The 26,924-nt window shown below is 64.8% G+C and carries 25 protein-coding genes; 8 read left to right on the plus strand and 17 right to left on the minus strand.

What is annotated here, in order from left to right:
- Positions 1–194: 194 nt before the first annotated feature.
- Entirely contained in the window at positions 195–1,583 is a 1,389-nt protein-coding gene (locus IVB36_RS00410; RefSeq protein ID WP_247390176.1) for an FAD-dependent oxidoreductase, read from the minus strand.
- Positions 1,584–1,775: 192 nt separating this feature from the next.
- Here IVB36_RS00410 and IVB36_RS00415 point away from each other — a divergent pair, with 192 nt between their 5' ends.
- Positions 1,776–2,753, plus strand: coding sequence for a YiiX/YebB-like N1pC/P60 family cysteine hydrolase (locus IVB36_RS00415; RefSeq protein ID WP_018459587.1), 978 nt, complete (start codon positions 1,776–1,778; stop codon positions 2,751–2,753).
- 103 nt (positions 2,754–2,856) lie between these two features.
- Here the strand turns inward: IVB36_RS00415 and IVB36_RS00420 are convergent, their stop codons facing one another.
- The gene (locus tag IVB36_RS00420; RefSeq protein WP_007598521.1) at positions 2,857–3,132 is read right to left on the minus strand and encodes a metal-sensitive transcriptional regulator; all 276 of its coding nucleotides are present in this window, start codon (positions 3,130–3,132) and stop codon (positions 2,857–2,859) included.
- Positions 3,133–3,182: 50 nt separating this feature from the next.
- Here IVB36_RS00420 and IVB36_RS00425 point away from each other — a divergent pair, with 50 nt between their 5' ends.
- On the plus strand, positions 3,183–5,618 hold the full coding sequence (locus IVB36_RS00425) for a heavy metal translocating P-type ATPase (RefSeq protein WP_247295837.1): 2,436 nt from the start codon (positions 3,183–3,185) through the stop codon (positions 5,616–5,618).
- A gap of 300 nt (positions 5,619–5,918) precedes the next feature.
- Here IVB36_RS00425 and IVB36_RS00430 read toward each other — a convergent pair whose 3' ends face one another.
- Positions 5,919–6,866, minus strand: coding sequence for a hydroxymethylglutaryl-CoA lyase (locus IVB36_RS00430; RefSeq protein ID WP_247390178.1), 948 nt, complete (start codon positions 6,864–6,866; stop codon positions 5,919–5,921).
- Complete coding sequence (locus IVB36_RS00435; RefSeq protein WP_018459590.1) at positions 6,863–8,056, minus strand: CoA transferase; 1,194 nt, start codon at positions 8,054–8,056, stop codon at positions 6,863–6,865. The genes IVB36_RS00430 and IVB36_RS00435 overlap by 4 nt, the downstream gene beginning before the upstream one ends.
- 192 nt (positions 8,057–8,248) lie before the next feature.
- On the opposite strand from IVB36_RS00435, the gene IVB36_RS00440 reads away from it, so the two are divergent.
- Entirely contained in the window at positions 8,249–8,989 is a 741-nt protein-coding gene (locus IVB36_RS00440; RefSeq protein WP_247390180.1) for a sulfate transporter family protein, read from the plus strand.
- A 219-nt stretch (positions 8,990–9,208) separates the two neighbouring features.
- On the plus strand, positions 9,209–10,000 hold the full coding sequence (locus IVB36_RS00445; RefSeq protein ID WP_018459592.1) for a phytanoyl-CoA dioxygenase family protein: 792 nt from the start codon (positions 9,209–9,211) through the stop codon (positions 9,998–10,000).
- A gap of 52 nt (positions 10,001–10,052) precedes the next feature.
- Here IVB36_RS00445 and IVB36_RS00450 read toward each other — a convergent pair whose 3' ends face one another.
- From IVB36_RS00450 to nth, 3 genes are read right to left on the minus strand one after another with little or no spacing between them, the layout of a single operon-like run.
- Positions 10,053–11,681, minus strand: coding sequence for an MFS transporter (locus tag IVB36_RS00450; protein WP_018459593.1), 1,629 nt, complete (start codon positions 11,679–11,681; stop codon positions 10,053–10,055).
- The gene (locus IVB36_RS00455) at positions 11,668–12,804 is read right to left on the minus strand and encodes an HlyD family secretion protein (RefSeq protein WP_026233848.1); all 1,137 of its coding nucleotides are present in this window, start codon (positions 12,802–12,804) and stop codon (positions 11,668–11,670) included. Before IVB36_RS00455 ends, IVB36_RS00450 begins: the two co-directional genes overlap by 14 nt.
- 34 nt (positions 12,805–12,838) lie before the next feature.
- Entirely contained in the window at positions 12,839–13,591 is a 753-nt protein-coding gene (gene nth, locus IVB36_RS00460; protein WP_026233849.1) for an endonuclease III, read from the minus strand.
- 22 nt (positions 13,592–13,613) lie between these two features.
- On the opposite strand from nth, the gene IVB36_RS00465 reads away from it, so the two are divergent.
- The gene (locus IVB36_RS00465) at positions 13,614–14,147 is read left to right on the plus strand and encodes a DUF2244 domain-containing protein (protein WP_018459597.1); all 534 of its coding nucleotides are present in this window, start codon (positions 13,614–13,616) and stop codon (positions 14,145–14,147) included.
- A 56-nt stretch (positions 14,148–14,203) separates the two neighbouring features.
- On the plus strand, positions 14,204–15,100 hold the full coding sequence (locus tag IVB36_RS00470) for a bifunctional helix-turn-helix domain-containing protein/methylated-DNA--[protein]-cysteine S-methyltransferase (protein WP_018459598.1): 897 nt from the start codon (positions 14,204–14,206) through the stop codon (positions 15,098–15,100).
- Positions 15,101–15,194: 94 nt separating this feature from the next.
- On the opposite strand, the gene IVB36_RS00475 is transcribed toward IVB36_RS00470, so the two are convergent.
- The 8 genes from IVB36_RS00475 to dnaK form a co-directional block, all read right to left on the minus strand.
- The gene (locus IVB36_RS00475; RefSeq protein WP_018459599.1) at positions 15,195–15,818 is read right to left on the minus strand and encodes a 2,3-bisphosphoglycerate-dependent phosphoglycerate mutase; all 624 of its coding nucleotides are present in this window, start codon (positions 15,816–15,818) and stop codon (positions 15,195–15,197) included.
- Between the two features lie 81 nt (positions 15,819–15,899).
- A complete protein-coding gene (gene dapB, locus IVB36_RS00480; RefSeq protein ID WP_018459600.1) occupies positions 15,900–16,715 on the minus strand; it encodes a 4-hydroxy-tetrahydrodipicolinate reductase in 816 nt (271 codons plus the stop codon).
- 258 nt (positions 16,716–16,973) lie between these two features.
- Positions 16,974–17,285 (minus strand): DUF1330 domain-containing protein, encoded by a 312-nt coding sequence (locus IVB36_RS00485; RefSeq protein WP_018459601.1) that lies wholly within the window; start codon positions 17,283–17,285, stop codon positions 16,974–16,976.
- 23 nt (positions 17,286–17,308) lie between these two features.
- A complete protein-coding gene (gene pyrF / locus IVB36_RS00490) occupies positions 17,309–18,019 on the minus strand; it encodes an orotidine-5'-phosphate decarboxylase (RefSeq protein WP_018459602.1) in 711 nt (236 codons plus the stop codon).
- A 6-nt stretch (positions 18,020–18,025) separates the two neighbouring features.
- The gene (locus IVB36_RS00495; protein WP_026233850.1) at positions 18,026–18,604 is read right to left on the minus strand and encodes an NAD(P)H-dependent oxidoreductase; all 579 of its coding nucleotides are present in this window, start codon (positions 18,602–18,604) and stop codon (positions 18,026–18,028) included.
- Between the two features lie 57 nt (positions 18,605–18,661).
- A complete protein-coding gene (locus IVB36_RS00500; protein WP_007598495.1) occupies positions 18,662–19,261 on the minus strand; it encodes an rRNA adenine N-6-methyltransferase family protein in 600 nt (199 codons plus the stop codon).
- A gap of 88 nt (positions 19,262–19,349) precedes the next feature.
- The gene (gene dnaJ / locus IVB36_RS00505) at positions 19,350–20,483 is read right to left on the minus strand and encodes a molecular chaperone DnaJ (protein WP_018459605.1); all 1,134 of its coding nucleotides are present in this window, start codon (positions 20,481–20,483) and stop codon (positions 19,350–19,352) included.
- A gap of 275 nt (positions 20,484–20,758) precedes the next feature.
- A complete protein-coding gene (dnaK, locus tag IVB36_RS00510) occupies positions 20,759–22,660 on the minus strand; it encodes a molecular chaperone DnaK (protein WP_007598490.1) in 1,902 nt (633 codons plus the stop codon).
- Positions 22,661–23,054: 394 nt separating this feature from the next.
- On the opposite strand from dnaK, the gene IVB36_RS00515 reads away from it, so the two are divergent.
- Entirely contained in the window at positions 23,055–23,996 is a 942-nt protein-coding gene (locus IVB36_RS00515; protein WP_018459606.1) for a hypothetical protein, read from the plus strand.
- Positions 23,997–24,142: 146 nt separating this feature from the next.
- Positions 24,143–24,865: a bifunctional nicotinamidase/pyrazinamidase gene (gene pncA / locus IVB36_RS00520; protein WP_247390188.1), complete on the plus strand. Its 723-nt coding sequence runs from the start codon at positions 24,143–24,145 to the stop codon at positions 24,863–24,865.
- A gap of 142 nt (positions 24,866–25,007) precedes the next feature.
- On the opposite strand, the gene grpE is transcribed toward pncA, so the two are convergent.
- Positions 25,008–25,625 carry a nucleotide exchange factor GrpE gene (grpE, locus tag IVB36_RS00525; protein WP_085349936.1) on the minus strand — a complete coding sequence of 206 codons (618 nt, stop codon included), beginning with the start codon at positions 25,623–25,625 and terminating at the stop codon, positions 25,008–25,010.
- Between the two features lie 96 nt (positions 25,626–25,721).
- Positions 25,722–26,810 (minus strand): heat-inducible transcriptional repressor HrcA, encoded by a 1,089-nt coding sequence (hrcA, locus tag IVB36_RS00530; RefSeq protein ID WP_007598483.1) that lies wholly within the window; start codon positions 26,808–26,810, stop codon positions 25,722–25,724.
- Positions 26,811–26,924: the final 114 nt, after the last annotated feature.

Genomic DNA, 26,924 nt, shown 5'->3' on the forward strand with positions numbered 1-26,924 from the left:
ATCGTCAAGGGAGAGCTGTTTGTAAGTCCGCCCCATGGCAACACCTCCAGATGGAAGTGTTGCACTTCGTTTGTGAACTCAGGGGACCCATTACCCCAGCGTTTGTAGCGCGAGCTGGCCACCACAAGTCTTCGCCAAACGACTTCTGGGGTCATGGGTCCTGGATCTGCGCTGCGCTTGTCCAGGTCAATTGCCTATTGCCGCGGCGCTCGCCGCTTCTTCGTGGACTGCGTCGGGACGTCGGCCGGCTCGTCCTTGAGCGCGCCGATCTTGCGCAAGGCCGCGTCCGCGGCGCGCTCGCCGCTTTCCCAGGCGCCGTCGACGGTGCCCCAGAGCGTCTCGTGCGTGGCTTCGCCGGCGAGGAACATGTTGCCGATCGGCTCGGCGAGGATTCTTCGCGAGAACTGACCGCCGGGCGAGGCCGCCGACATCGCACCCATCACGAACGGCGAGGCGTTCCAGCGCGTCACGCTGGCTTTCTGCACGGCTGCGGCGACCTCGCTGCCGAACAGCTTCGTGATCCATTCTCTGGCGAAGGCCGTCATCGCCTTCTCGCCTTGCTGGGTGAGATCACGGCCGAACGAGCCGCCGACATCGATCGAGCACAGCGAGGAGCCGCCGATATTGGCGAACATCAGCGCCGCGCGCGTCGAGTTGCTCTGCTCGATCAGGATGTCGTCGCGCGACAGGCCGAGCGGATTGCCCGGTAGCTGCAGCACGATGTGATCGTAGCTCCCGAGCGTGAGCTTTGATGCGGCATCGAGCGTGCGCTTCGGAATGTCAGGCCCGAACTTGATCGCGCCCGAGGTCAGGACATTAGTCGAGACCGTAATGATGGCCGCGCGGGCGGCGATCCTGCCGGCCTGTGTCTCCACGCTGACGTCGCGATTGCTCCAGACGATCCGGCTCGCCGGTGTCGACAGTGCGACCGGCGCCTGCTCACCCAGTTTGGTGATCAGGGTCCCCAGGCCCTGGCGGCAGGCGATCGCGGCGTTGCGATCCTGTGCACGCGCCTTGTCGATCACAGACAGCTCCTTCAGGTCCTTGCCGGCGAAGCTCGCACCCAACATGAACTCGGCCGCCCCGGCCCAGTCGCCGAGATCCTTCGGCAGCACCGAGGCGCAGGCGGTATCGAGCTTGCCGCGCGCGGCCTCGTCGATGGCGCGGTTGGCCCGGACCAACGCCGCCAGGAACTCCTCGGTCTCGCCGGCCCGTGCGTTGCGGCGGCCGATGCGCATCTTCTGGCCTGAGGGCGCCGGCAGAACGTCGAGCCCGGCACTGCGCGCCAGCCGGATCATCGGATTGGTGTCGGGATTGTGCATCCAGCGCGCGCCGCGATCGAACGGCGTGTCGAAGGTGGTCGTATCCGTGATGCAGCGGCCGCCGATCTGCGACGCAGCCTCCACCACCACGACCTTGCGATTGGCCGCCATGATACGCCGCGCCGCGGCAATTCCCGCCGCGCCCGCGCCGATCACGACAATGTCAGCCTCGCGCGGCAGGGTCGCGGCGGTTGCGCGCAGGACCGGCATCGCGGCAAGGCCCGCCGACGCCGATAGGAAGCTGCGGCGCGTGATTGTCATGTCATGGTTTCCGGAGACTTGCGGCAAACGGGAACAGCTAGCGAACCTTGCCGTATCTGATGTTGCGCGGCAACCATCATGGTGAATCAATCGTGCTTGATGTCACAAATCGATGAACCGAATTGCAACACGTTCCGACCATGGTAGAGAAGAGAAAAAGACGGCCGGAAAAGGCCGTGGGGGAGTTTTGAAATGGGGACGGTCCTGGACTCAGTCGGCAAGCTGATTGCCGCGTACCTCTCGAAGGAGGTGCCGGGCTATGAGCCGTTCACGCCGAGCGACCCGGAGCATCTGCGCGGCGTCATCGAGCCCGGCGACGTGCTGCTGGTCGAGGGCAACAACCGCATCTCTGGCATCATCAAATATCTGACGCAGTCGACCTGGTCCCACGGCGCACTCTATGTCGGCCCGATCGAGGGTGCGGAAGAGCCCGACGGCGAGCCGCACGTGCTGATCGAGGCCAATATCGGCGAAGGCGTCACCTCCGCGCCGCTGTCGAAATATTTTCCCTATCACACCCGCGTCTGCCGCCCGGTCGGGCTGTCCTATGAGGACCGCACCACGGTCTGCCGCTATGCAATCAACCGCATCGGCTTCGGCTACGACACCAAGAACATCGTCGACCTGATGCGCTTTCTGTTTCCGCTGCCGATCCCGCAGCGCTGGCGGCGGCGCATGATCTCGATCGGCTCGGGCGATCCCACCAAGATCATCTGCTCGGCCCTGATCGCGCAAGCGTTCGACGCCGTGCGTTACCCGATCCTGCCCAAGATCACCAAGGCCGGCAGCCGTGCTGCCCGCCGCGAGATCCTGCACATCCGCGATTCCTCGCTCTACATGCCCCGCGACTTCGACATCTCGCCCTATTTCGAAGTCGTCAAACCCACCATCGTGCACGGCTTCGACTACACCGCCTTGCACTGGGCCGACAAGCAGAAGCCGCTCGAGGAGGTAGCCGGCACCTTCGGTGTGTTTCCAGAAACGTTCCGTGCGCCGCCGCTCGTTCCTGAAACGATTGACGAAGAGGCGCCGATTCCGGCTGAAGAAGTGAGCGCGCACCCAGCGGAGACGGTCGATCGCGTCACCGTCTCGGAGCGCTTCCGGCGGCTGAAGAAGCTGGCCATGGACCGCCCAAGGCGGCGCGGTCGGGCGCGCGAACGGGCGGCGTAGCCGTCGCTCCACTATCGTCATTGCGAGCGCAGCGAAGCAATCCAGGTCTCTGCCTGAGCAGTCTGGATTGCTTCGTCGCTACGCTCCTCACAATGACGGCGATCTACCGCTCCGCCCGCCCAATCACCGCCATCAGCTCCGCGATCTTCTCGCGCTGGTCCGCCTTGTCGCCGCTCGCGATCGCATGCTCGACGCAATGGGCGACGTGATCTTTCAGAACCTCTTCCTCGACCCGGCGCAGCGCGGCGCGCACCGCCGAGATCTGCGTGACGATGTCGATGCAATAGCGGTCTTCCTCGACCATTTTCGAGAGGCCGCGAACCTGCCCCTCGATCCGGCCGAGACGTTTTCCGACGGATGCCTTGATGTCCTTGCGCATGCGGACTATATACCCCCCTGGGGTATCACTTGCAAGGCCGGAGCGTGGCAATGAACGACGCCGAACACGAGCACCATCGCAAGCCGGAAACACATTCCGGCTGCGGCTGTTCCAGTAAGGCTGTCCCGGTCGAGAAGCCCGCGGCTGCCTCATGCTGCGGCGCGCACGGCTATCACGCGCATGACCACCGCGCCGCGGCAAAAGTCCGCGATCCCGTCTGCGGCATGACGGTCGATCCCGCGACGTCCAAGCACCGCTTCGATCATCACGGCGCGACCTTCCATTTCTGCTCGGCCGGCTGCCGCAGCAAATTCGCCGCCGACCCCGCAAAATATCTCGCCAAGGACAAGACACCCGAGCCCGAGATGCCCGCAGGCACGATCTACACCTGCCCGATGCATCCGCAGATCCGCCAGGCCGGACCCGGCACCTGCCCGATCTGCGGCATGGCGCTGGAGCCGGAAGTGGCGAGCCTGGAGACCGGTCCCAATCCCGAGCTTGCCGACATGACGCGGCGGTTCTGGATCGGCGGCGCGCTGGCGCTGCCGGCCGTCGTGCTGGAGATGGGCGGCCATCTCGCGGGCCCGCACAATTGGATCGATGCGACGCTGTCGAATCGGATCCAGCTCGTCTTTGCAACGCCAGTGGTGCTGTGGGCCGGCTGGCCGTTCTTCGTCCGCGGCTGGCAGTCGCTGCTGACGCGCAACCTCAACATGTTCACGCTGATCGCGATGGGCACGGGCGTCGCCTATGTCTACAGCCTGATCGGCACCATCACGCCGCAGATTTTCCCGGCCACCTTCCGCGGCCATGAAGGCGCGGTCGCGGTTTATTTCGAGGCCGCGGCGGTCATCACCGTGCTGGTGCTGCTCGGGCAGGTGCTGGAGCTGCGCGCACGCGACGCGACCTCAGGTGCGATCAAGGCGCTGCTGCAGCTCGCTCCGAAGACCGCGCGCCGCGTCGATGCCGACGGTAGCGAGCATGAGGTCGAAATCGACGCCCTTCATGCCGGTGACAGCCTGCGCGTGCGGCCGGGCGAAAAAGTGCCGGTCGACGGCGTCATTCTGGAAGGCCGCTCCTCGCTCGACGAGTCGCTGGTAACAGGCGAATCCATGCCGGTCACCAAGGAGACGGGCGCGAAGGTGATCGCCGGCACGCTCAACCAGTCCGGCAGCTTCATCATGCGCGCCGAGAAGGTCGGGCGTGAGACGCTGCTGTCGCAGATCGTGCAGATGGTCGCGGACGCGCAGCGCTCGCGCGCGCCGATCCAGCGTCTCGCCGACCAGGTCGCGGGCTGGTTCGTGCCGGCGGTGATCGCCGTTGCCGTCATCGCGTTCGCAGCCTGGGCCTGGTTCGGACCGGAGCCGCGGCTGGCCTTCGGCCTCGTCGCCGCCGTCAGCGTGCTGATCATCGCCTGCCCCTGCGCGCTTGGCCTGGCGACTCCGATGTCGATCATGGTCGGCGTCGGCCGCGGCGCGCAGGCAGGCGTGCTGATCAAGAACGCCGAGGCGTTGGAACGGATGGAGAAGATCGACACGCTGGTGGTCGACAAGACCGGCACGCTGACCGAGGGCAAGCCGAAGGTGGTCGCGATCGTGCCGGCGGCCGGCTTTGCGGAAGATGACATCCTCCGCTTGGCCGCCAGCGTGGAGCGCGCCAGCGAGCATCCTCTGGCCGACGCGATCATGCGCGCGGCGAAGGAGAAGCAGCTCGCGCTGGGCCAGGTCGAGCAATTCGATTCGCCGACAGGCAAGGGCGCCACCGGCAAGGTCGACGCCAAAACCATCGTGCTCGGCAATGCCAAATATCTGATGTCGATCGGCATCGACACCAAAACGCTCGATGGCGAGGCCGAACGGCTGCGCGGCGATGGCGCGACCGTGATCAACATGGCCGTCGACGGCCGGCTCGCCGGCCTGTTCGCGATCGCCGATCCGGTCAAGGCTTCCACGCCGGAGGCGCTGAAGGCACTCGCGGCCGAAGGCATCAAGGTCATCATGCTGACCGGCGACAACCGCACGACGGCGGAGGCTGTCGCGCGCAGGCTCGGCATCGCCGATGTCGAGGCCGAGGTGCTGCCGGATCAGAAGAGCGCGGTGGTGACAAAGCTGCAGAAGGCCGGCCGCAGCGTCGCGATGGCTGGCGACGGCGTCAACGACGCGCCAGCGCTGGCCGCAGCCGAAGTCGGCATCGCCATGGGCACCGGCACGGACGTGGCGATGGAGAGCGCCGGCGTCACCTTGCTGAAGGGCGATCTGACCGGCATCGTGCGTGCGCGAAAATTGTCGCAGGCGACGATGAGCAACATCCGGCAAAACCTGTTCTTTGCCTTCATCTACAACGCCGCAGGCATTCCGATCGCGGCCGGAATCCTTTATCCAACGTTCGGCGTGCTGCTGTCGCCGATCATCGCCGCGGCCGCGATGGCGCTGTCCTCGGTCAGCGTCGTTGGAAACGCGCTGCGGCTACGGGCAACGCGGCTGTGAGCGAGCGCCTTCTCTCTCGCACCGTTCACGAAACGCGGTAAGATGCGCGTAGCCTGGACGAAGCGGAGCCGACGAAGGCACGCCAGCACGCGCACCGGCATGAGTAGATTTGCCGCGCAGGCGGTGCGTTCCCCTCTCCCCTTGTGAGAGAGGGTGGCTCGCCGCGAAGCGGCGAGACGGGTGAGGGGTATGTCTCCGCGACTACTTTCCTTCGAGCTTGCGGAGAGAGACCCCTCATCCGGCGCTTCGCGCCACCTTCTCCCGCAAGGGGGAGAAGGGAAGGGCGTTCCGCTTGCGGATTTAAGCCGCCTTCGCCGCGCTCCCACCCGGCAATCCCGCCCGAGCGAGGCCGCCGTAGAGCTGCTCGTTCGGCATCTCCTCGCGCAGGATCCTGCGCACCGTGATCAGCTTCTCCAAATCGATGCCGGTCGCAAAGCCCTTGCTCTCGCACAGGAACACGAGATCCTCGAACACGACATTGCCGGTCGCACCGGGGGCGAAGGGGCAGCCACCGACGCCGCCGAGCGAGCCGTCGAGGATCCGCGCGCCTTCGTCGAGCGCCGCGGCCGCGTTCGCGATGCCCATGCCGCGGGTATCGTGTAGATGGATGCAGATCGGCTTCGACCCTGCGAGCTTCACCGCGGCGCGCGTCAGCTCCGCCACCTGCTTCGGCCCGGCATAGCCCACGGTGTCGGCGATGCCGACGAAATCGACACCGGCTTCGAGGCATTTGTCGACCAGCCGCAGCACTTCTGCAGGGTCGACCGCCCCGGTGATCGAGCAGCCCAGCGCCATCGAGATCGCCGCGTTGACGAGCGGCTTGTGGCTGGTGGCATCGCGCATCTCGCACAGGCGTTTCAGATTGGCGATGGCGGACTCGCGCGAGCGGTGCGCATTGGCCTGGCTGTGCTCTTCCGTCGCAGAGACCACGGAGGCGATTTCGCCGACGCCGGATTCCAGCGCCTCGTTCACGCCGCGTTCGTTGAGCGCAAGCGCGATGCCATGCGCGCCGGACAATGAAGCGACGGTCGCGACGACATCACGAACATCGACGAATTGCGGAAAAGTCTTCGCCGGCAGGAACGAGCCGACCTCGAAATGCCGCACGCCAGCGGCATATTCCTCGCGCACCCAGCGTTGCTTGGCGTCGGTGGACGGAATTTTCTTCACGAGCTGGAGCCCGTCGCGCAGGCCGACTTCGCGCAGGCTGACGCGTTCTGCGGGGTAAATCTCCTGAATCCGGCTCATCCGCGCCTCCCTGTTGTTTTTGACGTGACATCTTCATTTTCATTGTCGATCTCGGCGCGAACGGCCGCAGTGTCGGCGCCGAGCGGCGCGACCCTCAGGCCTTCGCCGATATGGCTGCCGTTCCATTCGATCGGCAGCGCCGGCACCCGGAACGGCTTGCCGTCGGCGGTGACATTGTTGACGAGCCCGCCCGGCCGCAGCACATGCGGATCGGTGAAGAGATCCTCGGGCCGGTTGATCGGCGAAAAGCAGATGTTGAGCGCATCGAGCCTCTCGGACAGTCTTGCCACGTCCCACTGCCTGATGATCCCGGCCGCGCGCGGAATGATCCGGCCACGCGCCAGGATGCGATCGGTCGTGGTGCGCAAGGCGGGATCATCGAGGAATTCAGTCAGGCCGAACTCGCGGCAAAAGCTCTGCCAATGGCCTTCGGTGACGACGCCGATGAAGATGCGCTCGCCGCCGGCGGTCTCGAAGATGTCATAGATTGGCCAGGCATGCTCGCGCTCCGGCATCGAGCGCGGCTTGTTCCCGGTCATCTCGTATTCGACCATGTGCTGGGCAACCAGAAACAGGCAGTTCTCGAACAGGCCGATGCGGATGTCGGCGCCGTCGCGTTTTCCTCCGCGCTTCTGATAGAGCGCCGCGAGGATCGCGATCACACCGAACATGCCGCCCATGATGTCGTTGGCGGACGAGCCGACGCGCTGGGGCTTTTCGCTGGTGCCGGTCATGGCGGCAAGGCCCGCCATCATCTGCACCACCTCGTCGAGCGCGGGGCGGTGCTCGTAGGGACCGGAGAGGAATCCCTTGTGGCCGGCAATGATCAGACCCGGATGCCGGCGGCGCAATTCGTCCGCGCCAAGCCCCTGCTTACCGAGCTGGCCGTCGCGAAAATTCTCAAGGAACACGTCGGCGGTCGCCAGCAGCCGGTGCATGGTGTCGCGATCCTCAGTCTTCTCGAAATCCAGCACCACGCTGCGCTTGCCGCGGTTGAACAATGGGAAAAAGGCGGTCCCCATGCCCCCCAAGCTCCGGGTCTTGTCGCCCGCAGGCGGCTCGACCTTGATCACGTCGGCTCCGAGCTGCGCCAGGATCATGCCGCAGGTCGGGCCCATGACCATGTGGGTCATCTCGACCACGCGCACGCCTGCAAGCGGCAATCCGTCCGCCGATTCTTCCATCGCCATATGCGCCTGTTCCTTTGCCGCGCTGGTTCCGCTTGTTGTCAAGCGGGTTGGTGGAGCAACGGTCTTGCCGAATTCATCGTGGCTTCGTTGATGCCAGCGGTCAATCCGGCCATAAGCGGTGCCGCCGATCTCCCTTGCCGAAGTGGCCCGGGGTGTCTACCTCTCGCGGGTGATTTCGTGAGAGGAACTCCCATGCTGGATGCCGCCGTCAAGGCGCTGTCACAAATGATCTCGCCGCCGATGCGCTCGATCCTGTGGCGGTCGATCGGCGTCGCACTGGTGCTGATCATCGTGCTGGCGATCGGCTTGCAGCGGCTGCTGAGCTGGTTTGCGACCTATGGCGAGGCGTGGCTGGAAGGCCTGCTCGGTCCGGGTTGGCACTCATCGCTCGAGGTGTTGTCCTGGATCATTTCGATCGCCGCGGGCCTCGGCGTCGTGTTCGGGGCTGTGTTCCTGATGCCCGCGATCACCTCCCTGGTTGCGAGCGTGTTCGTCGACGACGTCGCCGACATCGTCGAGCGCGAGCACTATCCGGCGGAGCGGCCGGGGATCGCGCTGCCGTTCAGCCAGGCGATCTACGAGGGCGTCAAGACCTCGCTGCTGACGATCCTGGTCTATCTGGTCGCATTACCGCTGGTGCTTTTCGCCGGCGCCGGTTTCCTGGTCTTCTTCCTCGCCACGGCCTGGCTGCTCGGCCGCGAATATTTCGAGCTCGCGGCGATGCGGTTTCGCTCGCCGGAGGAAGCCAAGGCGATGCGGCGCGACAACGCCGCCACCATCTTCACCGCGGGCCTGTTCATCGCAGCCTTCGTCTCGATCCCGATCGTCAATCTGGCGACGCCGATCTTCGCCATGGCCTTCATGGTTCACATGCACAAGCGGCTGTCAGGTCCGCGGCCCGAGCTGATCGAGCCGGCGCGGCAGATGCGGTAGGTCAAGCGGACTTGGCGGCGCGCTCGTACGACGCCCCCTCGTAGAGGCGCTCTGCGTCCCGCTTGTCTTGATTTTGCTCTCCGCCGCCGTAAGGTACGCAGCATGATTTTCATGTCCACATTCTTCCCGCTGATCTGAGCGACCAAGTCGTTCCGGCGTATCGCGCCAATCAGATCAAGACGGCTGCGCTGACGCGGTGGCCGAACGGAGAAATGTGCAATGCCCAAAACCGAGCGCATCGGCGTGACCTCTCATCGGGTCCTAAACTTCATCGACGACGGTTTCATCAAGATCGAGAACGCCTTCAGCACGCACCTTGCGGAACAATGCAGGGACGAATTGTGGGCGGATATTGGTCTATCGCCACACGAGCCCGAAAGCTGGACCCAGCCGGTCATTCGGGTGGGATCCAAGACCTCGCCACCATTCATTGAAGCCGCCAACACGCCGATCCTGCACGAAGCCTATGACCAACTCGCGGGTGACCGCCGCTGGATCGCGCCCAATGCGCTCGGAACTTTTCCGGTCCGCTTTCCCTCACCGGAATCCCCTGGTGATGATGGCTGGCATGTGGACATGAGTTTCGGCTTCGATAATCCGGATTTCATGCAGTGGCGCGTCAATGTGAAGAGCAGCGGACGCGCATTGCTAATGCTCTTCCTGTTCTCGGGCGTAGGCCCTGAGGATGCGCCAACGAAGATACGGAAAGGTTCGCACGCCACCATCGCCCGGGAGCTGCTGCCCTATGGCGATGCAGGCGCAACGCTGGAGCAGATCTCTGCCAACGGTTACGCTTCTACGGAAGATTGCGACGTTGAACTGGCAATCGGTGCGGCAGGGACCGTTTATCTCTGCCATCCATTCCTGGTTCACGCCGCGCAACCTCACCGGGGGAAGCGCCCGCGTTTCATGGCACAGCCGCCGCTGCTGCCAACAGGCGAGTTCGACCCGGCGTTGCCACCCTCGCCGGTTCAGATCGCCATCCGTCGGGCTTGTGGTCTGACGTTATAGTCAGAGCCAACCCGGACCGTCGCTCGGCGCGTGGGTCGTCTGGATCCTGAACCTACGTCAGGGGCACTCCGCATCTGCGCAACAGCATCCTGGCGAAGCCGAACGGCGCCGGCGTGAACGGGCCGGGCGGGGCACGGGTGACTAGGGCGACGACGCCGAGCGCCGCCATCGCGACCCAGAAGCACAGCCAGAAGCCGTCGATATAGGCGAGCACATTGGCCTCGCGCTGGACGAGGCCGGCGAGCGTACCGACCGCGCGTGCCTGTGCCGAGCCGGCACCATGGGCCGCAAAATGGTCGGCGAGCTGTTTCAGCATGCGGACCACGTCGACGTCGCCGACACCGAGATTCTGGCCGAGATAGAAGGAATGGATCTGCTCGCGGACGCGCAGCCACGTCCCCATCAACGCGACGCCGATCTCGGCGCCACCGAGCCGCATGATCTGGATATAGGCGGCAAACGAGGTCGCACGGCTCGGATCGGAGTTGGACAGCAGCGTGATGATCAGCGGCAGCAAGGTCAGCGACTGCCCGATCGCCTGGAGCAGCACGATGCCCGCGAAATCCTCGCGCGCCCAATCATGGCTGAGCTGCGTGCCCCAGAGATTGGCGGCGGCGAAACAGGCAAATCCCACGACCACCACCGTGCGCGTATCGAAATGCCGCAGCAGCCAGATCGAGAGCGGCACCAGCACGAACATTGGCAAGGCGCCATAGGTGAGCAGCAGCAAGCCACTCTGCTCCGGCCTGAGCAGGGCGATGGTGGCGAGGAAATTCGGCACCAGCGAGGCGTTGGAGAGGCTGGTCAGCGTGTAGAGCAGGATCAGGACCAGCCCCAGGCCGATATTGCGCGAGAACAAGACGTTCACATGCGCCCAGGGCTGCCGCACCAGGGACTCGTTGACGAGGAAGCCCGCGACCAGCACCGCGCCGGCAATGATCAACGCCATCACAGTCCCCGACCCCAGCCAGTCCAGACGGTTGCCCTGGTCGAGCCCGGCATAGATCATCGAGACGCCGGCGCCGAGCAGCAGCATGCCGCCCCAATCGGCGTCGCGCAGCAAAGCGCGATTCACCGGCTCGTTCGGCGTGCCCCAATAGACCATCAGGCCCATCAGCGGCGCGATCAGGACGCTCTGCCAGTACAGCCATTGCCAGCCGAGATGGTCGACATAGAAGCCGACCAGCGAGCTCGATGTATCGAGCGCGAAGCCGACGCGGATCGAATAGATCGAGATCGCCGGAAGCCACCAGCGGATCGGTAAATTGCGGAACACGATCATCAGCGTCGCCGGCACGAAGGTGCCGAGCAGGAGGCCATGCACGACGCTGAGCGCGAGCAATGTCGGATAGTCGTGCACGAACGGGATGATCAGCGAGACCGCGGCATAGACGAGGCTGGGGATACCCAGCACGCGACGCAGGCCGAATACGGTGGCAAGCCAGGCCACCGCGGGCGCGATGAAGATCTGCGAGCCGATGCCCGCCGTGGAGAGCCATGCGCCTTCGTCGAACGAGAGCGAGAACGCGCCGCGCAGGTCCGGCAGGCCAATCGTGGTCAGCCGGCTGTCAAAATTGGCGAGGAACGAGCCGAGCAGCACCGCCGCCACCGCAAACAGCGGCTGCGGGGCGACGCCGCCGCGCGAGAGCGGTCCGCGACTGGAATCGTCATTTTCCGCCATTGCCGGCCTTGGTGTCGATGCTGGTGACGACCGACATGCCCGGCACCAGCCGCGCCAGCAGCGGCTGGTTGTCGTCGAACTGGATGCGCACGGGAATGCGCTGCACGACTTTGGTGAAGTTGCCGGTTGCGTTGTCCGGTGGCAGCAGCGCGACCTGCGCGCCGGTCGCGGGCGCAATGCGCTCGACCCGGCCGCGCAGCTTCTCGCGCGGGAAACTGTCGACGGTGATCTCGACCGGCTGACCCGGTGCGACGTGGGTAAGCTGGGTCTCCTTGTAATTCGCGATCACATAGACCTTCGGCAACGGCACGACGTTGATGAGGTTGGTGCCGATGTTGACGTAGTCGCCGGGCTGGACCTGTCGCTCGCCGACGACGCCATCGAACGGCGCGGATATCTTGGTGTAGCCGAGCTTTAGCTTCGCGCTCGCCAGCGTCGCCTTGGTCGCTTCGAGATCGGCCGCGCGCTGCTTCCTGGTGCCTTGCAGGACTTCGAGCTGATGCTGCTGGGCCGCGATCACGGCGCGGCTCGCGCGCACGTCGGCCTGCGCCTTGGCATAGCCTGCGACCGCCTGTTCGAAGCGCTGCCGCGTACCGGATTCGGTCTGCGACAGCGACTGCTGACGCTCCTGCTCCTGCCGCGCCTCGACCTCCACGGCTTCGGCCGAGAGCCGCGCGGCTTGCGCCTGCGCAATCGTCGCATATTGCAGCTCGATCTGGTTCGCCAGATTGTCGAGCACGGCCTGCGCAGCGGCGACCGCCGCTTCGGCCTGCGCGACTTGCGTCTCATAGTCGGCAGGATCGATCTGGATCAGGAGATCGCCGGCCTTGACGCGCTGGAAGTCGGTGACCCCGACGGTCAGCACTTCGCCGGAGACGCGACTGGCGAGCCGCGTCAGCTCGGCGCGCACATAGGCGTCGTTGGTGGTCTGGACCACCGAATTGCCGACCCATTCGTCGAAGCGCTGCGTTGCAAGCGCGACGAAGCCGAGCGCGACGATCACCGCGAACAGCGGAATCGCGAGCCGGCTCCAGAGCGAACTCGCCGGTGGCTGCGTTGGCTTCGGTGGCGGCGGCGGTGTAGCAGGAGGTGGCGATGGCGAGATTTGTTCCTGCTGACTCACGCTAGACTCCAAACCACTTTCCCGAACGCTATTTTCAGACCGTCTTTTCCGGCCACCGGCAGAGATCGTTGATCAGGCAAACCTCGCAGCGCGGCTTGCGCGCGAGGCAAGTATAGCGGCCATGCAGGATCAGCCAATGATGGGCATGCAGCATGAACTCGGCCGGGATCACCTTTTCGAGACCGAGCTCGACCTCCAGCGGCGTCTTGCCGGGCGCAAGTCCGGTCCGGTTGCCGACGCGGAAGACATGCGTATCGACCGCCATGGTGTGCTCGCCGAAGGCCATGTTGAGCACGACATTGGCGGTCTTGCGCCCGGCGCCGGGCAACGACTCGATCCCGACGCGCGTGCGCGGCACCTCGCCGCCGAACTCGCTGAGCAGCTTCGCCGACAGCGCGATGACGTTTCTGGCCTTGGTGCGATAGAGCCCGATGGTCTTGATGTACTCGCGCAGGCGTTCCTCGCCGAGGTCAAGCATCTTCTGGGGCGTGTCGGCGACCGCAAACAGCGCGCGCGTCGCCTTGTTGACGCCGGCGTCAGTCGCCTGTGCCGACAGCACCACGGCAACCAGCAGCGTGAACGGATTGACGTGCTCGAGCTCCCCCTTTGGCTCCGGGTTAGCCTTGCGGAAACGGCTGAAGGCCTCGCGGACTTCGGGCGGCGTCCAGGGTTTCATGGCTTTGAGAGATTTCTTGCCGGGGGCCTTGGGCTTCGCGGCGGCCACCTTCGCCTTTTTCTTCGGCACGGACGTTTTGCGGGGGGCCGGCGTGCGGGTGATTTTCGCCATGATCGGGATATACTGAGGGACGATGAGCACAGGCAATGAAATTGAGCGCGAACGATCTGCAAGCGAGGCTGAGCCTCAGATCTTTTCCGCGCGCCTGACGCCGCACCGCTCGCTGAACCGCACCGGCTTCCTCGCCGTGATGCTGTTCCTGAGCGCCGTCAGCTTCGTCACCGGCCTCGTCTTCCTGATGATGGGCGCCTGGCCGGTGTTCGGCTTTTTCGGCCTCGACGTGCTGGTGATCTGGTGGGCTTTCAAGGCCAATTTCCGTGCGGCGCGGGCCAGCGAGGAGATCGTGGTCACGCCATCTGAATTGCGCGTGCGGCGCGTCAGCCAGCATGGCCAGGTCGTCGAATGGACCTTCAATCCGCTCTGGGTTCGACTCGACATGGAAATCGACGAGGATTTTGGCATCGAGCACCTCTATCTGATCTCGCGAGGTCACCAGATCCAGATCGCCCGCTTCCTGGGGCCGGACGAAAAGGCAAGTTTCTACAAGGGTTTGGTTGAGGCCTTAAATGCCGCCAGGCGCGGTCCGACCTACAATCCGGTGACCTGATTTGCGGATCGGAAATCGGGTGGTTTCGTACCCCGCCCCCTCCTACATTTCCAGGCATGATGACACTCGCGATACATGACCAGCGCCTGGCCGGGCCGGGCTCCCAGAACGCCGCGATGCGCGACTATGATTCCGTGCGCCGGGCGATCGCCTTCATCTCCGAAAAATGGCGCACGCAGCCGACCATCGAGGCGATGGCGGATGCGGCCGGCGTCACCCCGGACGAGCTGCACCATCTGTTCCGCCGCTGGGCCTCGATCACGCCGAAGGCTTTTATGCAGGCGCTCACGCTCGATCACGCCAAGGGCTTGCTCAGGGATTCGGCGAGTATCCTCGACGCCGCGCTTGACTCCGGTTTGTCGGGTCCGGGCCGGCTGCACGATCTCTTCGTCACCCATGAGGCGATGTCGCCGGGCGAATGGAAGAACGGCGGCGCCGGCCTCACCTTGCGCTACGGCTTCCATCACTCACCGTTCGGCACCGCGATCGTGATCGCGACCGATCGCGGATTGTCGGGACTCGCTTTCGCCGATCCCGGTGAGGAACAGGTGGCGCTTGCCGATATGACGCGGCGATGGCGGAACGCAACTTACGTCGAGGATCACGAAGGTACCGCACCATTGGCGCAGCGCATCTTCGACACAAAACTCTGGCGGCCGGACCAGCCGCTGCGCGTGGTGATGATCGGTACCGATTTCGAGGTGCGGGTGTGGGAGACCTTGCTGAAGATCCCGATGGGCCGCGCGGTGTCCTATTCGGACATCGCCTGCAACATCAACAGCCCGAAAGCGTCACGCGCCGTCGGCGCCGCCGTCGGCAAGAACCCGGTGTCCTTCGTCGTGCCCTGCCACCGCGCGCTCGGCAAGAGCGGCACGCTCACCGGCTACCACTGGGGCATCACTCGCAAGCAGGCGATGCTGGGCTGGGAGGCCGGGCAGCTGGGGCTGCAGTAAGAGTTGCCACGCGTAAACTGCCCCACTTAGTCGTCCTGGCGAAAGCCAGGACGACACCGAGTGCTTGGCGGGACTCAGTCGCGCGCGAACGTCTTTATCCCGCCAGATCCAGCTTCGATGCCACCGTCGAATCCGCATTGAGCCGGTAGATGATCGGCACGCCGGTGGCGAGCTCGCGCTTCAAAATGCCTTCGGGCGAGAGCTTTTCCAGCACCATGATCAGCGCGCGCAGCGAATTGCCGTGAGCCGCGACCAATGTGCGCTTGCCGTTGAGCACGCCGGGCAGGATCTCCTGCACGTAATACGGCAGCGCGCGCGCCAGCGTGTCCTTCAGGCTTTCGCCACCGGGCGGCGGCACGTCGTAGGAGCGGCGCCAGATCAGCACCTGGTCCTCGCCCCATTTCTTGCGGGCGTCATCCTTGTTGAGACCGGAGAGATCGCCATAGTCGCGCTCGTTCAGCGCGAGGTTCTTCGTCGTCGACAGGCCCTTCTGGTCGAGCTCGCCGAGAATGAGATCGAGCGTGTGCTGTGCGCGCGTCAAGACCGAGGTGTATGCAACGTCGAACACGAGACCCTGCGCCTTCAGCTTGCGGCCGGCTTCCGAGGCTTCCTTGACGCCGAGCTCGGTGAGATCAGGATCCTTCCAGCCCGTGAAGAGGTTCTTCAGATTCCATTCGCTCTGGCCGTGCCGCACCAGCACGAGAAGACGTTCGCTCATCGACTGCTTTTCCGTTTCGTTCGTTGTTTAAGCATGATCTTGTCGGAAAACCGCTTCACACTTTTCCGGATCATGCTTCGTTCAGATGTCGGACAGGCCGAGTACGTCGGCCATGGAGTAGTGCCCCGGCTTCTTGCCATGCGCCCAGAGCGCGGCTTTCAGCGCGCCGTGGGCGAACAGCATGCGATCCTCCGCGTGATGCGACAGCGTCAGGCGCTCGAACGCGCCGAGGAAGCTCACGCTGTGATCGCCGGCCGCGGTGCCGCCGCGCAACGACGCAAAGCCGATGTCGCCGGGCTTGCGTGCGCCGGTGATGCCGTCGCGGCCGCGGTCTGCATGCTCGTCGAGCGCGATGCCGCGGCCGCTAGCTGCGGCCTGGCCCAGCATCAGTGCCGTGCCCGAGGGCGCGTCGATCTTCATGCGGTGATGGGTCTCGACGATCTCGATGTCGAAGCTCTCGTCGAGCGCCTTGGCGACTCGCTTGACCACAGCGGCAAGCAGATTGACACCCAGGCTCATATTGCCGGACTGCACCACGACGGCGCGGTTGGTGACGCTCTTGATCACGGCGTTGTCGGAGCCCGACAGGCCGGTCGTTCCGACCACGTGCACGAGGCCGCGCTCGGCGGCGATCGCGACATTGGCGAGGGTCGCCGCGGGCACGGTGAAATCCAGAATGCCGTCGGCGTCCTTCGACATCGCCCAGAGATCGCCGGAGAGTTTGATGCCATTGGCCGGCAGACCTGCCAGCACGCCGGCATCCTTGCCGAGCAGCTCCGAGCCCGGCGCCTCCAGCGCGCCGGCCAGCACCGCGCCTTTGGTCTCGGCAATCGCCCGCGTCAGCGCCCGGCCCATCCGGCCGCCGGCTCCAGCAACGATCAAGCGCATATCGGACATGGTGCGATCCTCTCACGGCCGTTGTAGCGGGGGGATGCAGTTCCGGCAACCGAGGGGGATTAGGGGCAGGTCGCCTGCGGCCATCCTTCGAGACGCCCGCCTGTGGCGGCCCTCAGGATGAGGTCGCGTCTTGCGGCAAGATATCAGACCCTCATGGTGAGGAGCCCGCAAGGCGGGCGTTCCGGACGATGCTCTGCATCGCCGGGCGAACCATGCAGGCCGAGCATTTCGGCAAGAGTAATAAGAGGAGTTCGCGCCTCAGCCGTCTGACGGTTGCGGGCCGTCATAGCCCTCGATGACGATGAGGTCGGCGACGGAGTGCGGCTGGCGCACCTTGATGTTGGCCTGGTATTCCGGCGAGTTGTAGCAGGCGATCGCGGTCTCGTAGTCCGGGAATTCGATCACGACATTGCGGGTGCGGCTGGCGCCTTCGACGGTGGTGAACTTGCCGGCGCGGACGACGAAGCGGCCACCCCATTTCTTGAAGATCGGACCATTGGCGACGGCATAGGGCTTGTAGCCCTCGTCACTGCTCACGTCGACGCGTCCGATCCAGTAGCCTTTTGCCATTGTTCTTCTCCCTGTGTTGGTAGTTAGCCGAGCGCTTGCGCGATCTCGGCCTGGATGGCCTCGGCGATCGCCCTGGAGTCCGTGGCTTCCACCACCGGCCGCCCGACCACGAGATAATCCGCGCCGGCCGCAATCGCGCGGCCCGGCGTCATGATGCGTTTCTGGTCGCCGCTCGCGGCGCCCGCCGGCCGGATGCCGGGGGTGACGAGGCTCATCTGGTGGCCGACGATCTTGCGCAAGGCTCCGACTTCCTCGGGCGACGATACCAGCCCGTCGATGCCGAGCACCTGCGCCTGCTGCGCGCGCGCTTCGACGAGCTCGGAGACGCCGAGCCGGAAGCCTGCCGCGTGCAGATCGTCCTCGTTGTAGGACGTCAGAACAGTGACGGCGAGGATCTTCAGGTTCGAGCTGCCGCGACCTTCGACGGCACCCTTCATGGTCTGCGGATAAGCGTGCACGGTGAGGAAGGTCGCGCCGAGCCTTGTGATGCTGTCGACGCCCTGCGCCACGGTGTTGCCGATGTCGTGCAGCTTGAGATCGAGAAAGACCTTCTTGCCCTGGTCGGCGAGCTTGCCGACCAGCGGCAAGCCGCCGGCATAAGCGAGCCGATAGCCGATCTTGTAGAAGGTGACGCTGTCGCCGAGCCGGTTGACCATAGCTTCCGCGGCATCAACGCTGGGCAGATCGAGCGCGACGATCAGGCGGTCTTTCGGGGCAATCTCGGCTGGCGTCATGTCACCTCACATCATGCGTTGGGAAACGTCGATCAACTGCCGCACCAGTTCCTTCAACGCGGCGATATCGCCCTCGTGCTTCAGCCTGTCCATATCGTCATAGGCCTGGTCGGCAAAGGCGAGCGTCAGCTGGCTGGCAATCACATTGGCGTGGCAGGAGGTCAGGATCAGCCGCAACGCCTGCAGCGCGCGAGCCGCGCCAAGCCGGCTCTGCGAGGCGCCGGCGAGCGCGAAGACGCGGTTGCGGAACACCTCGCCGCGCGGCTCGTGCAGCTCATGCACGCGGCTGACCCAGTCGATCGCGTTCTTCAGCAGCGGCGGCACCGAGGCGTTGTATTCGGGCGAGACGATCAACACGCCATGATGCGCGCCGATCATGCGCTTGAGATTGATCGCGTGCTTCGGCACACCGGATTTGGCCTGCAGGTCGCCGTCATAAATCGGCAGCGGAAAATCGGCGAGCGAGATCCGGGTGACGTCGACACCGGCCTGATCGAATGCATAGGCAGCGACCGCTGCCAGCTTCGCATTTTGCGAGCCGGTGCGCAGGGAGCCGGGAATGATCAGAATTTTCGGTGCGGACATCCGCTTCCATGCGTTCGGCGAAACGAGACCGCCACGCAAACAGGAATGCCGGCGGAATTAGTCCTTGCGATACACCCAGACGCGGGCCGGCGGAAGGTTCATCCAGATCCGTTCGGAGGCCTCTGTGGACACGCCGGGCAGCGATTTCGGAATCGGCGGCACCACCGCATAGGTGAACTGGACGAAGGGCGCACCGGGCGCCAGGGCCGTGAAGGCGTCGCGGATGAGCCGCAGCCGCGTCAGCATCGGTTTTGTGACCAGCGGCAGGCCGGAGACGACCGCGGAGGCCGGCGCGCTCAGCACGTTCCACAGGGTGTCGCGCAGACGATAGGCATCGCCCTGCACCACCTTGGCCTGCGGATAGCGGTCGCGCAGCAGGGCGCAGAAGCCCGGATTGTATTCGACGAGGACGAGACGTTTCTGATCGACGCCGCGCTCGACCAGGGCCGAGGTGATGGCGCCGGTGCCGGGCCCAAGCTCGACCACCGGTGCGTCCGAATTGACGTCGACGTAATGGGCCATGGTCCGGGCCAGCAGCTTGCCCGACGGCATCACCGCACCCATGTGCAGGGGCTTTTCGATCCATGACCGGAGAAAACGCACCTCGTCATCGAGACGGGGCTTCTTCAACGCACGCGCGGACGATGGCAATGGCATGTCGGGACCGGCCGGGACCGCGGGACCGCGGCGTGTCAGAAAATGGTCATAAAGACGTATAGGCCGAAAGCGGCACGGTCAAGACGCGTCAACTCGCCCGATTACCGAAGAAATCCTTGACCTTGGTGAAGAAACCCTCGGATTCCGGCTGGGTGTTGCCGGAGGAGAGTTTGTCGAACTCGGCCAGCAATTCCTGCTGCTTTTTGGTGAGATTTTGCGGGGTCTCGACCACGACCTGAACGTACATGTCGCCCATCTGGCGCGAGCGCAGCACCGGCATGCCTTTTGATGCGATGCGGAATCGACGGCTGGACTGGGTCCCCGCAGGGACCTTCACCTTGGTCTTGCCCTTCTCGATGGTCGGCACCTCGAACTCGCCGCCAAGCGCCGCCGTCACCATCGAGATCGGCACGCGGCAATGCAGATCGGCGCCGTCGCGCTGGAAGAACTGGTGCTGGGCCAGCGACAGGAAGATGTAGAGGTCGCCGGGCGGGCCGCCGCGGACCCCGGCCTCGCCCTCGCCGGCAAGCCTGATCCTGGTGCCGTCCTCGACTCCAGGGGGAATGTTGACCGACAGCGTCCGCTCGCGGGTGACGCGCCCCTGACCCGAGCAGGACGGGCAGGCGTCCTCGATCATCTGGCCGCGGCCCTGGCAGCCCGGACAGGTTCGCTCCAGCGTGAAGAAGCCCTGCGACTGCCGTACGCGTCCGGCGCCGCCGCAGGTCGAGCAGGTCTTCGGCTTGGTACCGGCCTTGGCTCCGATGCCCGAGCAGGCTTCGCAAGTGACCGAGACCGGGATCTCGATCTGCGCGGTCTTGCCGCCAAAAGCTTCCTCGAGCGTGATTTCCATGTTGTAGCGCAGGTCGGCGCCGCGCTCGCGGCCGCCACGGCCCCCGCGCTGTCCGGCCATGCCGAACAAATCTTCGAAAATGTCGGAAAAGGAGGAGGCGAAGCCCGCGCCGAAACCGGCGCCGCCACCGCCGCCCTGCTCGAAGGCGGCATGGCCGTAACGGTCATAGGCGGCGCGCTTGTCCTTGTCTTTCAGGACCTCGTAGGCCTCGTTGATTTCCTTGAACTTGACTTCGCTGGTGTTGTCCCCGGGATTACGGTCGGGGTGAAACTTCATCGCCAGCTTGCGGAACGACGATTTCAGCGCGGAATCGTCGGCATCGCGTTCGACTTCGAGGGTTTCGTAGTAGCAGCGCTTGGTGGACGTGGACATGATGAGCTCGGTCTATCCGATCGCGATTCAAGTCGGAGCGAAGCAACGTCGCCATGCAGCGATATAAGCACCCTTCCGCCTCGCGGCAGAGGATTGCACGGCAGTGTTCAGAATAACGGCTGGGAATTGATCGATCGTAACGGCCCCGATTTTATCAGTGCCGATTTTATCAGTGCCTTGGCTTGTCGAGCCCGACACGATGGCCTCCCCCGCGAGGGAGGAGGCCGTTGGCGTGTGGAGGGTCCAAGCCGTCCGCATCATCACCCTCGCGGGGTTCAGGCGGACTTCTTGTTGGTCTTGTCGTCGTCGACTTCGGTGAATTCCGCGTCGACGACGTCGTCCTTGGCCGCATCCTTCTTGGCGTCGGCCTCGGCCTGCTGCTTGTACATGGCCTCGCCGAGCTTCATCGAAGCCTGGGCCAGCGTTTGGGTCTTGGCCTTGATCGCTTCGGCATCGTCGCCCTTCAGCGCTTCCTTGAGGTCGCTGACGGCATCCTCGATGGCGCGGCGCTCGGTCTCGGCGACCTTCGAACCGTGCTCGGCCAGTGCCTTCTCAGTCGAATGCACCAGTCCATCCGCGTCGTTTTTGGCAGTCACGGCCTCGCGGCGCTTCTTGTCCGCCTCGGCATTGGCCTCGGCGTCCTTGACCATCTTCTCGATGTCGGCTTCCGACAGACCGCCGGAGGCCTGGATGCGGATCTGCTGCTCCTTGGACGTGGCCTTGTCCTTGGCCGAGACGTTGACGATACCGTTGGCGTCGATGTCGAAGGTCACCTCGATCTGCGGCATGCCGCGCGGGGCCGGCGGAATGCCCATCAGGTCGAACTGGCCGAGCATCTTGTTGTCGGCCGCCATTTCACGCTCGCCCTGGAAGACGCGGATGGTGACCGCGTTCTGGCTGTCCTCGGCGGTCGAGAACACCTGGCTCTTCTTGGTCGGGATCGTGGTGTTGCGGTCGATGATGCGGGTGAACACGCCGCCCAGAGTCTCGATGCCCAGCGACAGCGGGGTCACGTCGAGCAGCAGCACGTCCTTGACGTCGCCCTGAAGCACGCCGGCCTGGATCGCGGCGCCGATCGCCACGACTTCGTCTGGGTTGACGCCCTTGTGCGGCTCCTTGCCGAACAGCTGCTTCACGACTTCCTGGACCTTCGGCATGCGCGACATGCCGCCGACCAGCACCACTTCGCCGATCTCGGCGGCGGTGAGGCCGGCATCCTTCAGCGCCTTGCGGCAGGGCTCGACGGTCTTCTGAACGAGGTCATCGACCAGCGCCTCGAACTTGGCGCGGGTGAGCTTCATCGTCAGATGCTTCGGGCCGGTCTGGTCCGCGGTGATGAAGGGCAGGTTGATCTCGGTCTGCGTCGTCGACGACAGCTCGATCTTGGCCTTTTCGGCGGCTTCCTTTAGGCGCTGCAACGCGAGCTTGTCGTTGCGCAGGTTGATGCCCTGCTCCTTCTGGAATTCGTCGGCGAGATAGCCGACCAGGCGCATGTCGAAGTCTTCGCCGCCGAGGAAGGTGTCGCCGTTGGTCGACTTCACCTCGAACACGCCGTCGCCGATTTCGAGAATCGAGATATCGAACGTGCCGCCGCCGAGATCGTACACGGCGATCGTGCCGGCCTTGGTCTTGTCGAGGCCGTAGGCGAGCGCGGCCGCGGTCGGCTCGTTGATGATGCGCAGCACTTCAAGGCCCGCGATCTTGCCGGCGTCCTTGGTCGCCTGGCGCTGGGCGTCGTTGAAGTAGGCGGGCACGGTGATGACGGCCTGGTCGACCTTCTGGCCGAGATGGGCTTCCGCGGTCTCCTTCATCTTCTGCAGGATGAACGCCGAGACCTGCGAGGGCGAGTAGGTCTGGCCGTCGGCCTCGACCCAGGCGTCGCCGTTGGAAGCCTTCACGATCTTGTACGGAACGAGCTTCTTGTCCTTCTCGACCATCGGGTCGTCGTAGCGGCGGCCGATCAGGCGCTTCACTGCGAAGAACGTGCGCTCGGGATTGGTGACGGCCTGGCGCTTGGCCGGCTGGCCGACGAGGCGCTCACCGTCGTCCGTCACGGCGACGATCGAAGGCGTCGTGCGCATGCCTTCGGAATTCTCGATGACTTTGGCGTTCTTGCCATCCATTACGGCGACGCACGAATTCGTGGTGCCGAGGTCGATCCCGATGACCTTTCCCATGGTCCTGTATCCTTGTTTTTGCGGCAGGCTGGCTGGGCCCAGAAGGCACCCGAACCGAAACCCCCTAAGATCAAACATTCGCGATATTGCGATGGTTGGGGGTCATATAGGAGGGGGGGAGGTGCCTGCAAGGACCGAACGCAAGTTTCGGCCGTGAAAACATTGGGTTTTGGAAGAACATATCCGGGCTGCACCGCCCTTGCGGGTGAGGAATTATTAACAGGTCCGCGATTGGCCGGCATCCGCTACCGCATCCCGCCCCGCCCTGTTGCGGCCAGACCAAAACCGTTAAAAGGCGGGCAGCCGGCCGGGCTCGTCCTCGGGCTGCCTCGCGCGACAAAGCGGCCGGCTGGCCACCATCGAACGGCCTCAATGTGAACCAATCAGAGTGCCCATGAAGCTGATCCGCCCCCTCGCCGCGCTCGCCCTCCTCGTCGCCTCTACGCTTCCGGCTCTGGCCGCCGACGCCGTTTTCCCACCCGGCTTGCGCCTCGGCATGGTGCCATTGGTCGGCCTCAGCACGGCCAAGACCTTTCCCGGCTTCGAGAGCGAGGACGGCAACGTCAAGGTGCTGATCACGGAGCTGCCGCCGGCCGCCTATGGCGAGGTCGTGAGCGCCTTCAACTCCAACCCGGCCGGCACCAACGGCGTCAAGCAGGACAAGATCGAGACGCCCGCGGGCGTGGCCTATTTCACCACGGAGAGCGGCAAGGCGGGCGAGACGCCAGTGCGGCGCTATTCGATGATCGTGCCGGGCGCCGGCTTCTCCGGCTACGTCGCGGTGCAGATTCCGGAGAATGCGATCAAGATCTACACCGACGAGGCGGTGCGGCAGATGTTCGCGAGCGTCGTCACCCGGAAGCAGGTCTCGGCCGAAGAGCAGATCGCACTGATGCCGTTCAAGATCACCGATCTCGCCGACTTCAAGGACGTCCGCACGCTGGCGCCGGGCTCGAGTATCATCCTGGCCGACGGCGACGAGAGCTCCGGCTATGAATCGAAGCCGTTTATCATCCTCGGCGTGATTGGCGCCACACCGCAAGCCGCCGACGACCGCGCCCGCTTCGCCCAAGAGGCGGCGCTCCAGATTCCCGGCGTGCGCGAGTCGCGCGTCACCATGTCCGAGCCGATCCGCATCAGCGGCCAGCAGGGTTTCGAGACCCGGATCGACGGCGTCAGCGGCAAGGACAAGACGCCGGTGACCGTGGTGCAGTGGATCCGCTTCAGCAGCGGCGGCGCCTCGCTGCGCATCATCGCCAGCGCCCCGCGCGAGCAATGGCCGGCCGCCTTCACCCGCTTCCGCGCGGTCCGCGACGGCATCCAGCCGAAGGGCTAGCAGCATCCGCAAGCGGGAGAGGTGCACCGAACCCGCGGCTCAAGCCCAACCACTCACCAAAGCCGGCTGCATTTTCGGGCTTCTGTTCGTATACGAACGGAACTAGGCTCCCCCTCCGTTGAGTTCATCCTGGAGGGAGGCGAATGATGCTGGATCGGCGACAAGTCTTGGCGGCGCTCGGGACGAGCGCGCTCGTGGCGCTCGCGCCAACCGCAGTTCTGGCAGCGGCATCGATCAAGCCGGACGATGCATCCGCGCTGCTCGTGATCGACGTGCAGAATTGCTTCCTGCCCGGCGGCAGCCTCGCCGTGAAGGAAGGCGAGCAGGTGGTGCCCGTCATCAACAAGATCTCGAAAGCATTTTCGAACGTGGTGATGACGCAGGACTGGCACACGCAAGGCCATATTTCCTTCGCGTCAGTCCACGCCGGCAAGAAGCCGTTCGAGACCGTCGATCTTCCCTACGGCAAGCAGGTGCTGTGGCCCGACCATTGCGTGCAGGGCACCGACGGCGCCGCGCTGTCGAAAGACCTTGCGATCCCGCACGCCGAGCTCATCATCCGCAAGGGTTTTCACAAGGACGTCGACAGCTATTCGGCCTTCCTCGAAGCCGACGGCAAGACCTCGACCGGTCTCGCCGGCTATCTGAAGGCGCGCAAGATCAAGCGCGTCTTCGTCGCGGGGCTGGCGACGGATTTCTGCGTCGCCTGGACCGCGCTCGACGCGCGCAAGGCGGGCTTCGAGGTCTATGTGGTGGAAGACGCCTGCCGCGGCATCGACAATCAGGGTTCGCTGGCAAAAGCCTGGGCCGACATGGCAAAGGCCGGCGTGAAGCGGATTCAGTCCGCGGATATCGCGGCGAGCGCGTAGGCCCGGTCAAAAAACTGCAAGACCCTCAGCCTGAGGAGCGCGCTTCTTCGCGCGCGTCTCGAAGGATGAAGGCCGCGATGCAGCAGCGCGGCCTGCATGGTTCGAGACGGCGCTGACGCGCCTCCTCGCCATGAGGATCGACTTAGTTGGCCGCGCCGTTCGGCTCGTTGCTGTTGGCAGCGGGCGCAGCCTTGGCGCCGCCCTTGGCGACACCGACCAAGGCGGGACGCAGCACGCGCTCGCCGATGGTGTAGCCGGCCTGCATGACCTGCACGACCGTGCCTGCGGGCACCGACGCATCGGGCACCTCGAACATCGCCTGCTGGAAGTTCGGGTCGAACTTCTGGCCCGAGGGGTCGAACTTCTTCACGCCGTGTTTTTCCAGCGCGCTGAGCAGCGAGCGCTCAGTCAGCTCGACGCCCTCGATCAGCGAGGCGAGGCCTGCATCGGCCGCCGCACGGGCTTCGGCCGGAACGGCATCGAGCGCGCGCTGCAGGTTGTCGGCGATGTCGAGCACGTCGCGGGCAAAGCCGGTGATGCCGTAGAGGCGGGCATCCGCGACCTCCTTGGTGGTCCGCTTGCGCAAATTCTCCATTTCGGCCAGCGTCCGCAGCATGCGGTCGCGCGCCTCGGCGACTTCCTTCTGCAGAAGCTCGACGGAGCCGGGCTCGGGATCGTCGGGCATGATGTAGGGTTTTGACACCACGGGCTCGCCGGCCGCAGCACTCGTGTCTTCGGGTTGCCGGTCTCGATCGGTCATCGGCTCTCTTTTCGCATTCGTCTCAGGGGGTTTCTGGCCCGGATATCGTGCTTCGGGCGGCGAAAATCAAGCGCCCGTGATCGGCCCGGCCGCCGGTCAGCCCCCCAAGAGCCGGCTGACGATGCGGGCAGCGTAGTCCACGGTGGGGATCACGCGGGCATAATTCAGCCGCGTCGGCCCGATCACGCCCAAAACGCCGACGATATGGCCGGCGGCGTCCCGATAGGGCGAGATGATGGTGGACGAACCCGACAGCGAGAACAGCTTGTTCTCACTGCCGATGAAGATCCGCACGCCTTCCGCGGTTTCGGCCCGGCCGAGCAGGTCGATCACGCCGCGCTTGGTCTCGAGATCGTCGAACAGCAGGCGAACGCGCTCGAGATCCTCCAGCGCATGCAAATCCTCGAGCAGATTGGCGTGGCCGCGGACGATGAGCTGACGATCCTCGTTCTCGCCGCCGGACCAGCTGGCGATGCCGGCCGAGATCACCTTGTGCGTCAGCTGATCGAGCTCGGTGCGCGCCTCTCCGAGCGCGGTCTCGAGCTCCAGCCGCGCCTCGGCCAGGGTCCGGCCCCGAATGCGGGCATTGAGGAAGTTGCCGGCTTCGGTCAACGCCGAGGATGGAACTCCCGGCGGCAGCGTCAACACGCGATTTTCGACCTGCCCGTCCTCGCCGACCAGGATCACCAATGCCTTTTCCGGTTCCAAGCGGACGAATTCGATATGTTTCAGCCGCGCATTGGATTTCGGCGTCAGCACGACGGCGGCGGCGCGGGTCAGGCCGGAGAGCCGCGTCAATGCCTCCTCGAGCGCAGCCTCCACCGATTGCGCGTGGCCGACGGAGGTCAACTGGCTCTGGATCGCCTGCCGTTCACTGTCATTGAGGTCGCCGACCTGCATCAGGGCATCGACGAAGAACCGCAGGCCAAGTTCCGTCGGCAATCGGCCGGCGGAGGTGTGCGGGGCGTAGATTAGGCCAAGCTGTTCCAGATCGGCCATGACGTTGCGGACCGAGGCCGGCGAAAGCGGCATGGCAATCAGGCGCGAAATATTGCGCGAGCCCACCGGCTCCCCGGTCGCGAGATAGCTTTCGACGATTTGACGAAAGATGTCGCGGGAACGCTCGTTGAGCTGGGCGAGGCCCGCGCGCGGCGCGATCAGATGGATCGGATCGTGATGGGCCACAGACGGTAACTCCTCTAAGACACAGGTAATTTGTCTATCCCGGATGCTTCTGACAAGCGTGGCGTTGGCGGATTGGAAATCGGGGGTGAAGAAGGCCTCGATCTTCCCCCTTTC

Source organism: Bradyrhizobium sp. 35 (assembly GCF_023073215.1).
In the GTDB taxonomy this organism is placed as follows: domain Bacteria; phylum Pseudomonadota; class Alphaproteobacteria; order Rhizobiales; family Xanthobacteraceae; genus Bradyrhizobium; species Bradyrhizobium canariense_D.

What these genes read in the sequence shown, in the direction of transcription:
- IVB36_RS00410 (WP_247390176.1), bottom strand. Translation starts at nt 1,583, where the DNA reads ATGACAATCACGCGCCGCAGCTTCCTATCGGCGTCGGCGGGCCTTGCC.
- IVB36_RS00415 (WP_018459587.1), top strand. Translation starts at nt 1,776, where the DNA reads ATGGGGACGGTCCTGGACTCAGTCGGCAAGCTGATTGCCGCGTACCTC.
- IVB36_RS00420 (WP_007598521.1), bottom strand. Translation starts at nt 3,132, where the DNA reads ATGCGCAAGGACATCAAGGCATCCGTCGGAAAACGTCTCGGCCGGATC.
- IVB36_RS00425 (WP_247295837.1), top strand. Translation starts at nt 3,183, where the DNA reads ATGAACGACGCCGAACACGAGCACCATCGCAAGCCGGAAACACATTCC.
- IVB36_RS00430 (WP_247390178.1), bottom strand. Translation starts at nt 6,866, where the DNA reads ATGAGCCGGATTCAGGAGATTTACCCCGCAGAACGCGTCAGCCTGCGC.
- IVB36_RS00435 (WP_018459590.1), bottom strand. Translation starts at nt 8,056, where the DNA reads ATGGCGATGGAAGAATCGGCGGACGGATTGCCGCTTGCAGGCGTGCGC.
- IVB36_RS00440 (WP_247390180.1), top strand. Translation starts at nt 8,249, where the DNA reads ATGCTGGATGCCGCCGTCAAGGCGCTGTCACAAATGATCTCGCCGCCG.
- IVB36_RS00445 (WP_018459592.1), top strand. Translation starts at nt 9,209, where the DNA reads ATGCCCAAAACCGAGCGCATCGGCGTGACCTCTCATCGGGTCCTAAAC.
- IVB36_RS00450 (WP_018459593.1), bottom strand. Translation starts at nt 11,681, where the DNA reads ATGGCGGAAAATGACGATTCCAGTCGCGGACCGCTCTCGCGCGGCGGC.
- nth (WP_026233849.1), bottom strand. Translation starts at nt 13,591, where the DNA reads ATGGCGAAAATCACCCGCACGCCGGCCCCCCGCAAAACGTCCGTGCCG.
- IVB36_RS00465 (WP_018459597.1), top strand. Translation starts at nt 13,614, where the DNA reads ATGAGCACAGGCAATGAAATTGAGCGCGAACGATCTGCAAGCGAGGCT.
- IVB36_RS00470 (WP_018459598.1), top strand. Translation starts at nt 14,204, where the DNA reads ATGATGACACTCGCGATACATGACCAGCGCCTGGCCGGGCCGGGCTCC.
- IVB36_RS00475 (WP_018459599.1), bottom strand. Translation starts at nt 15,818, where the DNA reads ATGAGCGAACGTCTTCTCGTGCTGGTGCGGCACGGCCAGAGCGAATGG.
- dapB (WP_018459600.1), bottom strand. Translation starts at nt 16,715, where the DNA reads ATGTCCGATATGCGCTTGATCGTTGCTGGAGCCGGCGGCCGGATGGGC.
- IVB36_RS00485 (WP_018459601.1), bottom strand. Translation starts at nt 17,285, where the DNA reads ATGGCAAAAGGCTACTGGATCGGACGCGTCGACGTGAGCAGTGACGAG.
- pyrF (WP_018459602.1), bottom strand. Translation starts at nt 18,019, where the DNA reads ATGACGCCAGCCGAGATTGCCCCGAAAGACCGCCTGATCGTCGCGCTC.
- IVB36_RS00495 (WP_026233850.1), bottom strand. Translation starts at nt 18,604, where the DNA reads ATGTCCGCACCGAAAATTCTGATCATTCCCGGCTCCCTGCGCACCGGC.
- IVB36_RS00500 (WP_007598495.1), bottom strand. Translation starts at nt 19,261, where the DNA reads ATGCCATTGCCATCGTCCGCGCGTGCGTTGAAGAAGCCCCGTCTCGAT.
- dnaJ (WP_018459605.1), bottom strand. Translation starts at nt 20,483, where the DNA reads ATGTCCACGTCCACCAAGCGCTGCTACTACGAAACCCTCGAAGTCGAA.
- dnaK (WP_007598490.1), bottom strand. Translation starts at nt 22,660, where the DNA reads ATGGGAAAGGTCATCGGGATCGACCTCGGCACCACGAATTCGTGCGTC.
- IVB36_RS00515 (WP_018459606.1), top strand. Translation starts at nt 23,055, where the DNA reads ATGAAGCTGATCCGCCCCCTCGCCGCGCTCGCCCTCCTCGTCGCCTCT.
- pncA (WP_247390188.1), top strand. Translation starts at nt 24,143, where the DNA reads ATGCTGGATCGGCGACAAGTCTTGGCGGCGCTCGGGACGAGCGCGCTC.
- grpE (WP_085349936.1), bottom strand. Translation starts at nt 25,625, where the DNA reads ATGACCGATCGAGACCGGCAACCCGAAGACACGAGTGCTGCGGCCGGC.